At 62.2% G+C, this 16,466-nt stretch carries 17 protein-coding genes; all 17 read right to left on the reverse strand.

What is annotated here, in order from left to right:
• Window positions 1-87: 87 nt before the first annotated feature.
• The 17 genes from ccmB to flhB all read right to left on the reverse strand — a co-directional run bounded on the left by ccmB (window position 88) and on the right by flhB (window position 16,465).
• On the reverse strand, window positions 88-756 hold the full coding sequence (ccmB, locus tag B6S08_RS06970; RefSeq protein ID WP_094200002.1) for a heme exporter protein CcmB: 669 nt from the start codon (window positions 754-756) through the stop codon (window positions 88-90).
• Window positions 753-1,385, reverse strand: coding sequence for a cytochrome c biogenesis heme-transporting ATPase CcmA (gene ccmA / locus B6S08_RS06975; RefSeq protein ID WP_094200003.1), 633 nt, complete (start codon window positions 1,383-1,385; stop codon window positions 753-755). The genes ccmB and ccmA overlap by 4 nt, the downstream gene beginning before the upstream one ends.
• 250 nt (window positions 1,386-1,635) lie before the next feature.
• On the reverse strand, window positions 1,636-2,040 hold the full coding sequence (locus B6S08_RS06980) for a DUF2802 domain-containing protein (protein WP_094200004.1): 405 nt from the start codon (window positions 2,038-2,040) through the stop codon (window positions 1,636-1,638).
• Window positions 2,040-2,528, reverse strand: a complete 489-nt coding sequence (locus B6S08_RS06985; protein WP_094200005.1) for a chemotaxis protein CheW — start codon at window positions 2,526-2,528, stop codon at window positions 2,040-2,042. The genes B6S08_RS06980 and B6S08_RS06985 overlap by 1 nt, the downstream gene beginning before the upstream one ends.
• A gap of 20 nt (window positions 2,529-2,548) precedes the next feature.
• A complete protein-coding gene (locus tag B6S08_RS06990; RefSeq protein WP_094200006.1) occupies window positions 2,549-3,358 on the reverse strand; it encodes a chemotaxis protein CheW in 810 nt (269 codons plus the stop codon).
• Window positions 3,355-4,140, reverse strand: coding sequence for a ParA family protein (locus B6S08_RS06995; protein ID WP_094200007.1), 786 nt, complete (start codon window positions 4,138-4,140; stop codon window positions 3,355-3,357). The genes B6S08_RS06990 and B6S08_RS06995 overlap by 4 nt, the downstream gene beginning before the upstream one ends.
• Complete coding sequence (locus B6S08_RS07000; protein WP_094200008.1) at window positions 4,137-4,979, reverse strand: OmpA family protein; 843 nt, start codon at window positions 4,977-4,979, stop codon at window positions 4,137-4,139. The genes B6S08_RS06995 and B6S08_RS07000 overlap by 4 nt, the downstream gene beginning before the upstream one ends.
• Entirely contained in the window at window positions 4,976-5,719 is a 744-nt protein-coding gene (locus B6S08_RS07005) for a flagellar motor protein (protein WP_094200009.1), read from the reverse strand. The genes B6S08_RS07000 and B6S08_RS07005 overlap by 4 nt, the downstream gene beginning before the upstream one ends.
• A gap of 3 nt (window positions 5,720-5,722) precedes the next feature.
• The gene (locus B6S08_RS07010) at window positions 5,723-6,826 is read right to left on the reverse strand and encodes a protein-glutamate methylesterase/protein-glutamine glutaminase (protein WP_094200010.1); all 1,104 of its coding nucleotides are present in this window, start codon (window positions 6,824-6,826) and stop codon (window positions 5,723-5,725) included.
• A 28-nt stretch (window positions 6,827-6,854) separates the two neighbouring features.
• Window positions 6,855-8,855 carry a chemotaxis protein CheA gene (locus B6S08_RS07015; protein ID WP_094200011.1) on the reverse strand — a complete coding sequence of 667 codons (2,001 nt, stop codon included), beginning with the start codon at window positions 8,853-8,855 and terminating at the stop codon, window positions 6,855-6,857.
• 9 nt (window positions 8,856-8,864) lie between these two features.
• Complete coding sequence (locus B6S08_RS07020) at window positions 8,865-9,605, reverse strand: protein phosphatase CheZ (protein WP_094200574.1); 741 nt, start codon at window positions 9,603-9,605, stop codon at window positions 8,865-8,867.
• 10 nt (window positions 9,606-9,615) lie between these two features.
• Window positions 9,616-9,987, reverse strand: a complete 372-nt coding sequence (gene cheY, locus B6S08_RS07025; RefSeq protein WP_425435323.1) for a chemotaxis response regulator CheY — start codon at window positions 9,985-9,987, stop codon at window positions 9,616-9,618.
• Between the two features lie 138 nt (window positions 9,988-10,125).
• Window positions 10,126-10,839 carry an RNA polymerase sigma factor FliA gene (locus B6S08_RS07030; RefSeq protein ID WP_094200575.1) on the reverse strand — a complete coding sequence of 238 codons (714 nt, stop codon included), beginning with the start codon at window positions 10,837-10,839 and terminating at the stop codon, window positions 10,126-10,128.
• Complete coding sequence (locus B6S08_RS07035) at window positions 10,832-11,716, reverse strand: MinD/ParA family ATP-binding protein (RefSeq protein WP_094200013.1); 885 nt, start codon at window positions 11,714-11,716, stop codon at window positions 10,832-10,834. The genes B6S08_RS07030 and B6S08_RS07035 overlap by 8 nt, the downstream gene beginning before the upstream one ends.
• A complete protein-coding gene (gene flhF, locus B6S08_RS07040) occupies window positions 11,709-13,076 on the reverse strand; it encodes a flagellar biosynthesis GTPase FlhF (RefSeq protein ID WP_094200014.1) in 1,368 nt (455 codons plus the stop codon). The genes B6S08_RS07035 and flhF overlap by 8 nt, the downstream gene beginning before the upstream one ends.
• 14 nt (window positions 13,077-13,090) lie before the next feature.
• On the reverse strand, window positions 13,091-15,193 hold the full coding sequence (flhA, locus tag B6S08_RS07045; RefSeq protein WP_094200015.1) for a flagellar biosynthesis protein FlhA: 2,103 nt from the start codon (window positions 15,191-15,193) through the stop codon (window positions 13,091-13,093).
• Window positions 15,194-15,331: 138 nt separating this feature from the next.
• A complete protein-coding gene (flhB, locus tag B6S08_RS07050) occupies window positions 15,332-16,465 on the reverse strand; it encodes a flagellar biosynthesis protein FlhB (protein WP_094200016.1) in 1,134 nt (377 codons plus the stop codon).
• Between the last annotated feature and the right edge of the window lies 1 nt (window position 16,466).

Genomic DNA, 16,466 nt, shown 5'->3' on the forward strand with positions numbered 1-16,466 from the left:
TGTACTAATCATTTTTTGGGCGGGCTTAAGATACCCCAAATTTGCTCGCTTTAGAAATCTTTGCCCGCCAAACCGCTTGAAATAAAACTAATTTACACTTACCCGCAGCGCCGCCGCGATGGCAAAGGGCGCCAGGGTCACACTGCCCGCCAGCATGGCGCCGAGAATGGCCAGCTGGCCACTGTAGGGCAGCCCCAGGCCGGCGGTCTCAATGGCCGAGGTGGCAAAAATCAGCACCGGAATATACAGCGGCAGGGTCAGCAGGCTGAGCAGCACCCCGCCCTTGCCGATGCCCACGGTCAGCGCCACACCAATGGCCCCCAGCAGGCTGAGGATGGGCGTGCCCAGCAACAACGTCCAGAACATCCCCTGAAAGCCGGCCATGTCCATGCTCAGCAACACCGCCACCAGCGGTGACAGCAGCAGCAACGGCAGCCCGGTAAGCAACCAGTGCGACAATACCTTGGCCAGCACCACCACCCCTAAAGGACAGGGCATCAGCATCATTTGTTCCAGGGTGCCGTCAATATAGTCGTCCCGAAACAGCCGCTCCAGCGCCAGCAGCGACGACAACAGTGCCGCCACCCAGACGATGCCCGGGGCAATGCGCGCCAGCAATGCCGGCTCCGGCCCCACTCCCAGCGGAAACAGGGTAATGACGATCACAAAAAACCACAGCGGATTAAGAATGTCGGCGCGCCGGCGCAGGGCGCCGACCAGCTCCCGGCGCACCACGCCGGTAAAGGTGTGCATCATGCGTCGTCCTCCCGGGACGGAGCCAGGTGAAGAATACGCGCCCGATCGGCGCAGAGGTGAAGATCCTGGTGGGTGGTGATCAGCACCATGCCGCCGGCGTCGGTATGATCGATAAGCAGCCGCTCCAGTACCTTGACGCCGTGCTTGTCGATGGCGGTAAAGGGCTCATCGAGGATCCACAGGCGAGGGCCGCCCAGCCACAGCCGGGCCAGTGCCACGCGACGTTTCTGGCCGGCGGACAACTGGCCTGCGTACTGCTCTTCCAGACCGGCCAGGCCCACCCGCGCCAGCACCTCCCACAGATTGGCCCGGCTGCCCTGGTGATGCATGCGGCGAAAGAAGGCCAGGTTTTCATAGGCGGTGAGCTCGTGTTTGATGCCGGCTTGATGGCCCAGGTAAAACAGCTCCTGGTGATAACCGTCGCGGCAGTGCTCGATGTTTTCTCCCTGCCAGCACACTTCCCCCTCATAAGGGCGGGACAGGCCGGCCAGCAACCGCAGCAGGCTGGTCTTGCCGGCACCGTTGGGGCCGGCGATCTGCACCAGCTCACCGGGAGACACCGACAGCGACAATTCGCTGAACAGGGTGCGTTCCTCACGAACACAGGTCAGGGCGTGGGCTTCAAGCATAGGTAAGCATTCAGAACGTTCAAAAAGGAGCGCCAGTTTAACACAAGGTGGCAGCACAGACCTGCCCATCGGCTCATTGGGCCGTATGACCGGGCGTTTATTACGGAACAAACTTCGGTGGCAGGAGAAGAAGTAGGTTGGCGATGAGCGCAGCGAATCCCAACATTTTGCAGCCGCCTGCGTGTTGGAATTCGCTGCGCTCATTCGCAACCTACGCCTAATGCAGGCTGGCAGCCTGCGCTCCTGTCACTTAGCGCTGGCGGTGCAGTGACAGCAGCAGTTCGGCCTCGGCGCGGGGCATTTCACATTCGGCCATGATCTCTTCCACGTCTGCCCCCAACTGCACCATGCGGGCGGCCCGGCTGTAGAGCTTGCTCTGGGGATCCTTGAGCGCCAGCTCCTGTTGCTGCTCCTGCAAACCGCCGAGCTGGCGGCCCAGATCGGCCAGTTTCTTGCCCATGCCGATATTGGCCGTCTGCAGCTCTTCGAGCTGTTTGCGATAGCTGTCGCGACTGCGTGACAATTCCCGCATCAACGTGCTCATGGCGTCCAGCTTGCGCTGGCTGCGGCGCCACATCTGCCAGGCAATCATGATGGCAGCCAGCGCCAACAACAGCGCCAGGGCCGCCAGGATAAGTGCGGTTTCGCCTATCATCAAAGCTGACTCAACTCATCCCATTCGTCGTCGGAAAGCAGCTTGTCGAGATCCACCAGGATCAGCAGCTCATTCTCCCGGTTGCACACCCCCTGAATAAAGCGCGCGCTTTCGCTGGTGCCAACATTGGGCGCGCTTTCAATCTCCGAGGACTTGAGATAAACCACCTCGGCCACGCTGTCCACCAATATGCCGATAACCTGCTTTTCCGCCTCGATAATGACGATGCGGGTACTGTCGCTGATTTCCGCCGGTGGCAGGCCAAAGCGCAGCCGGGTGTCGAGCACAGTCACCACATTGCCGCGCAGGTTGATGATGCCCAGCACGTAGTCGGGGGCGCCCGGTACCGGTGCGATGTCACTGTAACGCAACACCTCCTGTACCTGCATCACGTTGATGCCATAGGTTTCGTTGTCCAGGCGAAAGGTCACCCACTGCAACACTTCGTCTTCGGCCAGATTTTCCGCTAAATTGCGATGATTGCTCATACCTTTAACTCCCGAGTCACTCAAACCCGCTTTCCGTCAATATTCTTGCCCTGCTCCAGCAATGCAATCAATGCATCCACGTGCAGCAGGGCACACATTTTTTCCTTTACCATGCCCGCCAGCCAGGGCCGGGAGCCGGGCACGGCGCGCCACTTGACCTGCTCCCGCGTGAGCAGGGCGGTGCCTTTCAGCTGGTGACAGGCCAGCCCCCAGTTGCTTTCACCCAGGGTCACCAGATACTGGTATTCCTCCTCCTGACGGTGGCCGGGCATGGCCCAGCGGGCCGTGTCCACCACGCTGAGCTGACGTTCCCGCTCGGTCATGATGCCGGCAAACCAGGCCGGCTTGCCAAACAGGCTGGTCAGTTTGGACACCTGATAGATGCCCCCCAGATGCGTCAGGGGCACAGCAAAGGTCATGCCCGCCACCTCAAAAAACAGTGCCTGAAAGCGAGGCTCGGTGTCCATGTTGCGCCAGGCCGGCGCGTCCGGCTCGCGTTGCATCGCCGGTTCCGGCGCCGGGGCGGGTGTCGGCGGTTCGGGCACCACCACCGGCTCGACTTTCGAGGGAACCCCGGGCTCGACCTCGATGGCCGGCGCCTCAACAGACGCTTCTGGCAGGACGATGCCCGCCTCTTCTTCCTTCAGCTCGGCGACCCGGGCAAGCAACGACTCCAGCGAACGGCGTCGCGCTTCTTCCTGCGGATCCGCGGCGGCAACTGGCCTTGATTCAGGCTCGGCTTCGACCGCCACTTTGGGTTGCGGCTCGGGGCCCTCTTCCAGCAGGGCATCGAAATAGTCGTCGAGGGCGGAAAACTGACGTTGATTCATAATGGCTCATCCCCTCCGTCGAGACGCCACAAATGGCGCAGCAGGGTCTGGTAGGCATATACGCCCCGGCTGCCCTTGGCGAAATAGGATGGCGGCTCATGACGCAGGCTGGCGTCACGAAACTTGGTGTCGACCGGAATCACCGCCGGCCACACCCGGTCGCCGTATTGCTCTTTCAGGCTTTCCAGGCTCTGCACCGAGGCACGAGTGCGCTGATCATACATGGTCGGCACCACGGTGTAATTAAATCCGTCCCGGCGCGCCTTGTGCATCAACCGAAAGGTGCTGACCATGCGCTCCAGCCCCTTGAGTGCCAGAAATTCGGTCTGCACCGGCACCAGAATACGATCACAGGCAGCCAGGGCGTTCACCATCATTACGCCGAGCACGGGGGGGCAGTCGATCAGGACCACATCATAGTCCTGCTGCACCTCGGCCAGCAGCCGCTTGAGCACCAGTCCCATGCCTTCCCGACCGCTGGAGTTGCGTTCCAGGGTCGCCAGGGAAATGGACGCAGGCAGCAGGCTGATGCCGTCAAAACGGGTTTGCAACGCCACCCGCTGCAAATCCTCCCGCCCCGCTCCCGGGGTCAGAAACAGATCAAACAAGGTGTGGCTCAGGCCGTCCTGATTGTAATCCAGGTAGGTCGTGAGCGAGCCATGGGGATCGGTGTCGATCAGCAACACCCGCTTGTTGCGCTGGGCCAGCAGGCCCGCCAGCGCCACCACTGAGGTGGTTTTGCCCACGCCGCCCTTCTGATTTGCTACTGTCCAGACTATCACGGGCTCACCCTGTCGTTGGTAATGCGAATGCCGCCTCCCGGCAGCTCATAAACCTGAATGCCGCCCTGCTCCTCGGGGCTCAGCGGACGCGCCGGTGGCGGTGGCTCAGGGGGCGCCCAGCGCCGGCTGGAGACCGCGATTTCCACCCGTCGGTTGGGTGCCCGGCCGGCCTCGCCCCGCCCCTCGGCCCGAGGCCGGTTGCGGCCATAGGCTTCCAGCACCAGCCTCGCCGGCGCCACTCCGTCCTGCTCCAAGCGCTCCAGCACTGCCCGCGCCCGCTCCGCCGACAACTGCCAGTTGGAGGCATAGAGCTCATTGCTGACCGCCACATTGTCGGTAAAACCACGCACGCGCAGGTAGTTCAAATGCTGATTGAGCAGTGGGCTCAGGGCCGAAAACAACGCCTCGCTGTTGGGCCCGAGCAGGGCGCTGCCCTGGGAAAACAACAGGCTGCCGTCCAGGGTAAGCACCAGCTCCTGCTCACCCAACTCAACGCTGGCCAGCTCCTTGTCGAGCAAAGGGGCCAGCCGCTCGCCCAAGCCCACACTAAGCCGATGCAGGCTGTTGGCGGAAGACGTGGCCGCCGGCAGCTCGCTCACCGGCAGGGCCGGCTGTCCCTGCAGCGTCATGGCCCCTTCCCGAGTGGGATGAGCGCCCAGTTGTCCCAGTGCCTGCTGCACCCCTTCCACCACCGGCTGGCGCAGCTCGCTGCGGCTGGCATGCACCGCATACAGCATCACAAACAGGGCAAAGGCCAGGGTCATGTAGTCGGCGTAGGACACCAGCCAGCGTTCGGTATGCTGATCCTGGTGCGCCGGCAACAACGAACGGCGTTTCATTGACGGCCGCCCTGATACTGACTGAGCTGACGACTCACCGACAGGCTGCCTTCGCCCCGGGCAATGGCCAGCAGGCCGATGGCGGTCAGCTCCCGATAACGCAGCTCCAGCCGGTAGATGGCCCGGAGCCGGTTGGCCAGCGGCAACAGCAGCAGGTTGGCCAGCCCCACCCCGTAGAGGGTGGCGACAAAGGCCACGGCAATGCCGCTGCCCAGCCGGGCCGGATCGTCCAGGTGCGACATGGCCTGGATCAGCCCCAGCACGGCGCCGATAATGCCGATGGTCGGGCTGTAGCCACCCATGGCCTCAAACACGCGGGCTTCCAGCTCCTTTTGCTCCTCGATACGGGTCAGCTCGTTGTCGAGCAGTTGCTCCATCATGGCCGGCTCGGTGCCGTCCACCAGCCACTGCAGGCCCTGGCGGGTAAAGTCGTCTAAGCGGTCGGAATGCAGCCGGTTTTCCAGCACCAGAAAGCCCGACTGGCGCGCCTCGTGAGACCAACGCAGCAGCCGGGCGCTCTGATCGCCAAAGGGCCAGACCGGCCTAACAAAGACCGCGCCCAACGCTACCAGGGCGGAACGCAGCTGAAACCAGGGGGTCTGCAGCCAGACCGCCCCCAGGCTGCCGCCCAGCACGATCAGCAGGGCCGGGCCGTCGAGTAGCACCGACAGATCCCCCCCATGAGACCACTGGGCCAGAGCGATGCAGGCAAGGGCGAGTAACAGGCCGGCGAGCGCCATGGGTCAGCCCGCCATCTCGTTGACAATGGCCTCACCAATGATCGGCAGCGGCAGCGACTCGGTGGCGATGCCGGCCCGGGCCACCGCCTGGGGCATGCCATATACCACGCAGGTATCCTCGTCCTGAGCCCAGATACTGGCGCCCTGGTCCTTGAGCAGGCGGGCACCGTCGCGGCCGTCGGCGCCCATGCCGGTCAGCACCACCGCCAGCACCCGGCCGCCATAGGTCTTGGCGGCAGAGGCAAAGGTAATGTCGACACTGGGCTTGTAATTGACCTTGTCGTTACCGTCCATGATGCGCAGTCGCGCAGAGCCCGGCCGGCCTTCAAACAGCATCTGCCGGCCGCCGGGGGCCAGGTAGGCATGGCCAGGGCGCAGGGCATCGCCATCTTCCGCTTCCTTGACCCGAATCTGGCACAGGCCGTCGAGCCGGGCGGCAAAGGCACTGGTAAAGGTGCCAGGCATGTGCTGCACCAGCACGATGGGATGGGGAAAGTTCGCCGGCAGTCGGGTCAGCACCGTCTGCAGCGCCACCGGGCCACCGGTGGAGGTGCCGATGGCCAACAGTTGGTAACTCTTGCCGCTGCGCCGGGGCAGGCTGCGCCGCTCGGTGGCCGCCGCCGGGGCCTCGGTGCGACCGGGGCGGAGCGGAGCCGGTGAGACCGGACGGGGTGGCGGGGCCGAAGCCGGTCGCGAAGCAAGCCGCGGACGGCGACGGGCAATGGCCTTCACCCGTTGCTGCAACTGTAAAATGGCTTCTTCCTTGCTGCGGGCGATGTCTTCAAAGCGCTTGGGCAGAAAGTCCATAGCGCCGGCCTCCAGCGCTTCCAGGGTGGCCCGGGCGCCTTCGTGGGTGAGGGAAGAAAACATCAGCACCGGCGTGGGCGTATCCTTCATGATTTCACGCACCGCACTGATGCCGTCCATCACCGGCATTTCTATGTCCATGGTGATCACATCCGGCCGCAGCATTTTGGCCTTGTTAATGGCTTCTCTGCCATCGGCGGCGGTGTCGATCACCTCAATCAGCGGATCCTGTGCCAGGATCTCGCTTACCCGTCGGCGAAAGAAACCGGAGTCATCCACCACCAGAACCCGAATAGTCATTATCGTTGTCGTGCTCCCTGTTATGGCGTCAGGCGTAGCGACGCGCGTAGGCCTTGATCAGGCCGGCAATGTCCAGGATCAGGGCGATGCCACCGTCACTGGTAATGGTGGCGCCGGCCATGCCGGGGGTACCGTGCAGCAGCTGATCCAGTGGTTTGATCACCACCTCTTCCTGGCCGATAAGGCCGTCCACCACAAAACCCACCTGCTGGTTGCCGATCATCACGATCACCACGTGTCCCTTTTGCTTGCGCTCGCGCCGAGCGCCCCGCAGCAGCCAGTCCTGCAGATAAAACAGTGGAATGGCCTTGTTGCGCACCACCACGGTGAGCTGGCCGTCCACCATGCTGGTTTTGGTCAGATCCAGGTGGAAGATTTCATTGACGTTGGTCAGCGGCAGGGCAAAGGTCTGACTGCCCACCACCACCATCAGGGTCGGCAGAATCGCCAGGGTCAGCGGCACCTTAATCTGCAGCCGGGTACCCTTGCCTTTTTCCGAGTCGATAAAGATGGAGCCGTTGACCGAGGTAATGCCGGTCTTGACCACGTCCATGCCCACGCCCCGGCCGGACACATCGGTGATTTCACTCTTGGTGGAAAAACCCGGGGCAAAAATCAGGTTGTAGGCCTCGTTGTCGCTCATGCGGGCGGCGCCGTCGGCGTCGAGAATGCCCCGCTGCATGGCGATGCCTTTGAGCTTTTCCGGATCCATGCCGGCACCGTCGTCTTCAATGCCGAGCAGAATATGATCGCCTTCCTGGGATGCGGTCAGGCGAATGATGCCCTTGCGCGGCTTGCCGGCGGCTTCTCGTTGTTCGGGCGCTTCAATGCCGTGATCGCAGGAATTGCGCACCAAATGCACCAGGGGATCGGCCAGGGCCTCGACCAGGTTCTTGTCGAGATCGGTCTCTTCGCCGGACATTTCCAGCTCGATCTCCTTGTTCAGGCTGCGGGCCAGATCCCGTACCACTCGCGGAAAACGGCCAAACACCTTCTTGATGGGCTGCATGCGGGTCTTCATCACCGCCCCCTGCAGATCTCCGGTGACCGCATCCAGATTGGTAACCGCCTTGGTGATATCCTCGTTTTCGTGACCCGACTGCAGGCTGAGCAGACGGTTACGCACCAGCACCAGCTCACCCACCATGTTCATGATGCTGTCCAGGGTTCTGGTATCGACCCGCACCGTGGTGTCGGCGGGAGGCGGTTGATGGGCCGCGGCCTTGGGAGCCGGCTCCGGCCGCGCCGCCGGGGCGGCTGGGGCGACGGCAGGTTCGCCCCCGGCCGCCCCGGTCGGGCCCTTGCCGGCCCCGTGCAGTTGATCGAGCAGGGCCTCGAATTCGCCGTCGTCGATCAGATCGTCGTCCTGTCCAAGGGGTCCGGCCGCCTCGGTATGAGCCGGTTCGTCCTCGGCCGCCGGCGGCGTTTGAGGCAGGCCACCGTGTTTGCCGGCCCCATGCAGTTGATCGAGCAGGGCTTCAAACTCGTCATCGGTAATGTCGTCATGGTCGGCCTCGCTCTGGGGCTGGCTCAGCTCGTCCAGCATGCGCTGATATTCCTGCTCACCGAGGCCGTCGATGCCTTTCGCCACCGGTGCCGGCTCGGCTGTGTTGGACTGAGGTGGGGTTTCGCCCGGCTGTTCGGGCCCGCAATAAAACTCCAGCTCCTCAAGCAGGACCGGATTCGCCGGGGTCGGCTCCTGGCGGCTCTGAATTTCGCTGAACATGCCGTTGACCGTATCCAGCGCCCGCAGAATCACATCCATCAGCTCCGAGGTAACACGGCGCTGGCCGGTTCGCAGAATGTCGAACACGTTTTCGGCCTTGTGGCAGGTATCCACCAGGGCGGTCAGCGACAGAAAACCGGCGCCTCCCTTGACGGTGTGAAAGCCGCGAAAAATGGCGTTGAGCAGATCCTTGTCGTCGGGCCGACGCTCCAGAGTCACCAGCTGCTCCGACAACTGCTCAAGGATCTCCGATGCTTCCACCAGAAAGTCCTGCAGAATATCCTCGTCTACCTCAAAGCCCATGCTTGCTCCTTAAAATCCCAGGCTGGACAGCAGATCATCCACTTCGTCCTGATCCGAGACCACGTCATTGCGCTGCTCTTTATTGATGATGGGGCCTTCCGCCTCAATGGCCGAGGCGCTGCCGGTGACGGTGGCGGGCTCGACACCGGGCAGGCGACCAAACACCGACAAAATTTCCACCAGCTTGGCTTCCACTTCCTGCACCAGCTTGATCACTCGGCGAATCACCTGACCGGTGAGATCCTGGTAATCCTGGGCCATCAGGATCTCGGTAAGCAACTGGCGCAGCCTGTCGGCATCCTGCTCGGAATCCTGGAGAAAGTCGTCCAGTTGATGGCAAAGTTCCTTGAACTTGTTGAGTTCCAACTGCCGTTGCATCAGCCCGCGCCAGCCCGGCATCACCTGCTGAATACGATCGTTAAGCCGGTCTGCAATGGGCAGACTGGCCTCAACCGCATCCATGGTACGATTGGCCGCCTTGTCGGTCATGTCGATGACATAGTTGAGCCGTTCCCGAGCATCGGGAATATCGGTCTGCGCCAGCTCCGGCAACCGAGGATCGGTACGAAACTCCTTCAGGGCGTCGTGCAGCTGACGGGTCAGCTGGCCCACCTGGTCCAGCAGCGCATCTGCGTGCGGCATGCAGACATCGGTCATCAGCCGGTCGGCGCCGGCCTGATCGCCCCGCTCCAGCAGCGCCACCAGCTCTCTGGCCTGCTCCAGACTGATGAGTCCTTGTTGTTGTGTCATGGCAATGCCCTTATCCGATGCGCTCAAAAACCTTCTCGAGTTTTTCCTTGAGAGTGGCGGCGGTAAAGGGCTTGACTACGTAACCGTTCACGCCGGCCTGCGCGGCGGTGATGATTTGCTCGCGCTTGGCTTCGGCGGTCACCATCAGCACCGGCAGGTGTCTGAGCTTGTCGTCGGCGCGAATGGCCCTGAGCAGATCAATGCCCTGCATGCCGGGCATGTTCCAGTCGGTCACCACAAAGTCAAAATCCCCACTCTTGAGCATGGGCAAGGCCGTGGTGCCGTCGTCCGCCTCGTGGGTATTGTTAAAGCCCAGATCCCTGAGCAAATTTTTTATAATCCTGCGCATGGTGGAAAAATCATCCACGATGAGGATTTTCATGTTTTTGTCCAACCGATTCCTCCTGTCCGCTGAGCCAATCAGCGCTGACCATGAAAACGTGCCACCGGGTTAAATCGGCAGCCGCGCCGGCTTCTTGAGCCGAATATCAGGTTTTTACGCCGAAAGCCGCGAAAAATGTCATTGTTGCCAATCTTTTAAACGGGAACGAAGCCGCAGCATGGCCTGACTGTGGATCTGGCTCACCCTCGACTCGGAAACCGACAGGATCTCCCCGATTTCCCGCAAGTTCAGTTCTTCATCGTAATAAAGCGACAGCACCAGGGCTTCCCGCTCCGGCAGTGTTTTAATGCCGTCGGCGAGGGCCCGCTGAAACCGGTCTCTGGCCATACCGGCAAAGGGGCTGCCGGTATGTACGGCCGGATCGGCCTGGTATTCCACTCCCTGCTCAAATTCATCCATTTCCAGCAGCTTGCCGTGATTAACGTCGGCCAGCATGGTGTGATACTGGGTCAGCGACACCCCCAGCTCGTCGGCGACTTCCCGATCCTGGGCCGGGCGGCCCTCACGGCGCTGAATGGCATGCATGGCCTCGGCAATCTGGCGACCGTTGCGGTGCACCGAACGCGGCACCCAGTCGCCCCGGCGAATTTCATCCAGCATGGCGCCACGAATGCGAATGCCGGCAAAGGTCTCAAAACTGGCGCCCTTGGACGCATCAAAGCTTTTCGCCGCCTCCAGCAGCCCCACCATACCCGACTGCACCAGATCGTCGAGCTGAACGCTGTCGGGCAGGCGCGCCAGCAAATGCTGGGCAATGCGCCGCACCAAGGCAGCGTGCCGCTCCACCAGGCCCTGGCTGTTGTGCCGGGCGTAGGCCTGCGCCTTAATCACCACGGGCATCCTGCTCAGCCACCGGATTGGCGAGCAGTCTCTCTACAAAAAATTGCAGGTGTCCCTGGGCCCGGTGCGGTGTGGGCCAGGTCAGGGCCTTGGTGGCCAGGGCACGAATGGCAATGGACGACGGCGCCTTGGGGTACTGATTCACCACCAGGGTCTGGCGCCGCACCGCCATGCGCAGGTTACCGTCAAAGGGAATGCAGGACACCAGTTCCAGGGAGGCGTCGAGAAACTTGTCGGTAACCCGGGTCAGCTTGGCGAACAGCTCCATGCCTTCTCGCTGGCTGCGCACCATGTTGGCCACAATCTTGAAACGGAAGACACCGTGCTCCCGGGACAGCAGCTTGATCAGCGCATAGGCGTCGGTGATCGAGGTGGGCTCGTCGCACACCACCACCAGCACTTCCTGGGACGCCCGGGAAAAACTGAGCACCATGTCGGAAATGCCGGCGGCGGTGTCCACCAGCAGCACATCCACCGGGGTGCGCATCTCGCTGAAGGCCCGAATCAGGCTGACATGCTCCAGGGGTGACAGCTCGGTCATCGACTGGTTGCCGGAGGTGGCGGGAATAATGCGAATGCCCTGTGGGCCTTCCACCATGATGTCGTCGAGGCTGCACTCTCCCCGCAACACATGGGACAGGTTGCGCCGCACGCGAATGCCCAGCAGCACATCCACGTTGGCCAGCCCCAGATCCGCATCCAGCACCATTACCCGCTTGCCCTGTGCCGCCATGGCCGAGGCCAGATTGAGGGTGATATTGGTCTTGCCCACCCCGCCCTTGCCCCCGGTGACGGCGATCACCTGCACTCTGTTCATTTTGCTCATAAGCCGCAGTCCGCTTGCCTGGTCCTGAAACCAATTAGTCATAGAAACGCGCATCCTCATCGTCTGCGTCGGAAGCGGCCCAGTAGTAGGGCTCTTCCTGCTGCTGTTCCACTCGGCCCAGGGCCTGGCGAACCAGCTCCTCGGCCTTGGCCAGACGCAGGTCTTCCGGCACCCGCTGACCGTCGGTGACATAACTGATGGGCAGGCTGTTCTGAATGCTGATGTCGAGCACGTCGCCCAGCGACAGGCTTTCGTCCAGCTTGGTCATAATGCAGCCGGCCAGGGGAATGCGGCGAAAATGCTCCACCGCCTCCTGCAGCACCCGGCGCTGGGCGGTGGCCGGCAGCACCAGGTAATTACGAATACGAATCTGGCGATCCCCCACCAGGGTGTCGAGTTGCTCGTTGAGGCGCATGTCCCGCTGGCCCATGCCGGCGGTGTCAATCAGCACTAGACGGCGATGACGCAGCTGATACAGGGCCTGAGCCAACTCTTCGTAGGTGCGCGCCTGCTTGACCGCCACACCCATGATTCGGCCATAGGTCTGCAGCTGCTCATGGGCGCCGATGCGATAGTGATCCGTGGTGATCAACGCCAGCTGATCGGCACCGTGACGGGCGGCAAACCGCGCCGCCAGTTTGGCGATGGTGGTGGTTTTGCCCACCCCGGTGGGACCGAGCAGGGCCACGGCACCGCCCTGGCGCATGATTTCGTCTTCGCCGGTCACCAGCAGCTCGTTAAGCGCCGCTTCAATCTGGGTCCAGGCCTCGTGGGGGGCGGCACTTTCGTGTACCCGCATGGCCAGCATGTCGGCAAAGCCGTCGCTGAAGCCCAGCTGCCTGAGCTGCTTGATCACCATGGCCCGCACCGGCTCGCGCCGCTCCACTTCCTGCCACATCAGCCCCGACACCTGGTGCTCCAGCAGCCGGCGAATGCTGGCAATTTCCTGGCGCATGGCGTTCAGTTCCTTGTCTTTGGAACTTTCCTTTTGCCGGCTGTCACGGCTGCCCTTGCCGCCGCCGGCAAACAGTGACGACGGCTGGTTGAGCACCGGCTCCCGGCGCTTCTCGGGCTGGCCCCAGTCCACCTGCTCGGCCAGGGTTTTGGGGGAAGGGTCGCGTTTGCCCCGGCTGAGCAGGGCCTGCAGGGAGTCGGCCTGCTGCTGACCACTGAGCGGCGGTACAAACTGACGGGCCTGCGACGAAATTCTGACATTGTCGTCGGACAAGGCGCGGGGGGAGCTGTCCACCGGCGCTCCGTCGTCGTCATCCACGGCGGCGACGATTTCAATGCCGCCCGAGACCTTCTTGTTGGACATGATCACCGCATCGGGCCCGAGCACTTCCTTGACTTCGGCCAGGGCGGCCCGCATGTCCTTGGCAAAAAACCGTTTAATCTTCATTCAGTCTCCCCCCGCTACTGCTGTCCGACCGAGGCTACGATGCGGATCTGACGATCGTCCGGCACTTCCTGATAAGACAGCACCCGCAGACTGGGAATGGTATGTTTCACAAAGCGCGCCAGGGTGGTACGCAACATGCCCGAGGTCAGCAATATCGCCGGCTGACCTTCCAGCTCCTGATTGGTGGCGGCCTGGGACAGGGACTGCTGCATGCGCTCCGCCAGTCCCGGCTCTATGCCGCTCCCTTGCGCGCCACCGGCCTGCAAAGAGTTCTGCAAAATTTGTTCCAACTCTGGCGCCAGGGTGATGACCGGCAGCTCCCGCTCGGTGCCGGCAATCTCCTGCACCAGGAACCGCCGCAGGGCGATTCGGCAGGCGGCGGTCAGCACTTCCGGATCCTGACTCTTGGGGGCGTACTCGGTCAGGGTCTGCAGTATGGTGCGCATGTCACGAATGGACACGCCTTCGTTCAGCAGGCTCTGCAGCACCTTGGTGACCAGGGCCAGGCTCAGGGTATTGGGCACCAGGCCTTCCACCAGCTTGGGCTGACTGCGGCCTATCTGATCGATCAGGTTCTGCACTTCTTCATGACCCAGCAGCACGGCGGCGCTGTTGGTGAGTAGCTGGCTGAGATGGGTCGCCACCACGGTCGCGGCATCCACCACGGTGTAACCCAGGCTCTGGGCGTGCTCTATCTGATCCCGGGCAATCCAGGTGGCTTCCAGGCCAAAGGCCGGATCCCGAGTATCAATGCCCTGTAGAGGGCCGAACACCTGGCCCGGGTTGATGGCCAGCTCCCGCTCGGGATAGATGTCGGCGAGCCCCGAGCTGACCCCCATCAGGGTGATCTGATACTGGTTGGGGCCCAGCTCCAGGTTGTCGCGAATGTGCACGGCGGGAATGAGAAAGCCCAACTCCTGGGACAACTTCTTGCGTACCCCCTTGATACGACTGAGCAGCTCGCCGCCCTGGGACACATCCACCAGGCTGATCAGCCGGTAGCCCACTTCCAGGCCGATGGTATCCACCTGCACCACGTCGTCCCAGCTCAACTCGCGGCTTTCGCTGCCGCCGGCCACCGCCGGCGGCTGGGCCGCGGCTTCCTGCTGTTGCTGTGCACGCTCGCCCTGGCGCTTGTGCATCCACCAGGCACCAAAGGCAGACAACCCACCCAGCAATAAGAAGGCAAAATGGGGCATGCCCGGCACCAGCCCCATGGCGATCAGAATGCCGGCGGCGATGGCAAGGGAGCGCGGGTTGTCAAAAAGCTGACCCAGCATGGCCTGGCCCATGTCTTCCCGCGTGTTTTGCCGCGTCACGATAATGGCGGCGGCAATGGACAACAGCAACGAGGGGATCTGCGCCACCAGGCCATCACCTATGGTGAGCAGGGTATAAACCCGGGCGGCATCGCCAAAGGACAGCTGGTGCTGGGCCATGCCGATAATGAAACCGCCGATGATATTGATAAAGAGGATCATGATGCCGGCAATGGCATCCCCCTTAACGAATTTTGACGCACCGTCCATGGAGCCGTAGAAGTCCGCTTCTCGCGTGACCTCTTCCCGGCGGGTACGGGCTTCATCCTGATTGATCAGGCCGGCGTTGAGATCGGCATCGATGGCCATCTGTTTGCCGGGCATGGCATCCAGGGTAAAACGGGCACTCACTTCGGAAATACGTCCGGCGCCCTTGGTCACCACCGCGAAGTTGATGATCATCAGGATCAGAAAGACGATAAGGCCGACCGCATAGTTGCCGCCGATCACCACGGAGCCAAAGGCCTCGATCACGTTACCGGCGGCATTGCCGCCCTGGTGACCTTCCAGCAGCACCACGCGAGTGGACGCCACGTTCAGTGCCAGCCTGAGCAGGGTGGCCACCAGCAGCACGGTGGGAAAGGCGGCAAAGTCGAGGGGACGCTGGGTGTAAACCGCCACCAGCAGTACCACCAGGGCCAGGGAGATATTGAAGGAAAACAGCACATCCAGCATCAGGGCCGGAATGGGCAACACCACCATGGCGAGCGCCGCCAGCACCAGCAGCGGCGTACCCATGCCCTTGTTGACCCACTTGGACCACTGTTTTGCCTGTGAAAGCCTCGCCCTTAACTCCATGACACTCGCTGACGTTCAAAAATCATGGTGGTTGACATGCAAAAAACAAACCAACTTAAATCAACAGCCAGAGGGGGAGATGTCATGGACTGAAGCCACAGGTGGCTTGCTCCTTTATAGCTTCAGCCTTGCGGTGCTTTATACCCGGTACTCATCGGGGATGGGCAAATCGTCCTTGAGCGGTACCGGCTTGTTGCCCTGCCCCTTGCGCCAAGCGTTAAGCTGGAACACATAGGCCAGGATCTGGGCCACGGCCACAAACAGGCCATCGGGAATTTCCCGGTCAAGCTTGGTGGAGAAGTACACCGCTCGGGCCAGGGCCGGCGACGAAATCACCGGCACCTGATACTCCCGGGCCACTTCCCGAATCTTGAGGGCGACTTCATCCAGCCCCTTGGCCACCACCACGGGGGCCGCACCGGGCTTGTCCTTGTCATAACGCAGGGCCACCGAGAAATGGGTCGGGTTGACCACCACCACGTCGGCGGTGGGCACTTCGGCCATCATGCGGCGATTGGCCATTTCCTGCTGCAGCCGGCGAATACGGCTTTTCACCTCGGGTTTGCCCTCGGTGTTCTTGTATTCGTCCTTGACCTCCTGCAGCGTCATTTTCAGCTGACGAGTGTGGTTCCACACCTGAAAGGGCACATCGATGGCGACGATGGGCAACAACGCCAGGCACAGTGCCAGTCCCATCCACAGCAACAGCTCCAGGGCGTCCTTCATGGCCAGGTTCAGGGTTTCACCGCTGAGGCGCAGAATATGGTCGAACTGGCTCCACAGCAGCCAGATCGCGATGGTGGCAATAAACACCACCTTGGCAATGGACTTCAGCAGCTCGACCAGCGCCTGCACGCCAAACATGCGCTTGAGGCCGTTCACCGGGCTGAGACGACTGAATTTTGGCATCATTGCCTGGGTGCTGAAGTTAAAGCCCCCCAGCAGGCTGTTGCCCACCAGGGCCGCCACCAGCACCACGGCAAACATGCCCAGTAACGGCCACATCAGCCCGCCAATGGCCTCGGCCAGCGCCGGCATCATGGTAGCCGGATCGAAAATGGCCGCTCGTTCCAGCCGAAAACTCTGCTCAAACACCATGGACAACGCCTCCCCGAGCGCATCCCCCAGCATCAGCAGGGCAGCGGCGGCACTGAGCAGCACCGCCGCCGTGCCCAGCTCCTTGGAACGGGGAATCTGGCCTTTTTCCCGCGCCTGCCGAAGGCGCTGCTCCGTGGGCTGTTCCGTTCTTTCCTGGCCGTCCGACTCTGCCATG

It is taken from the genome of Oceanimonas doudoroffii (genome assembly GCF_002242685.1).
GTDB classification, from domain to species: domain Bacteria; phylum Pseudomonadota; class Gammaproteobacteria; order Enterobacterales; family Aeromonadaceae; genus Oceanimonas; species Oceanimonas doudoroffii.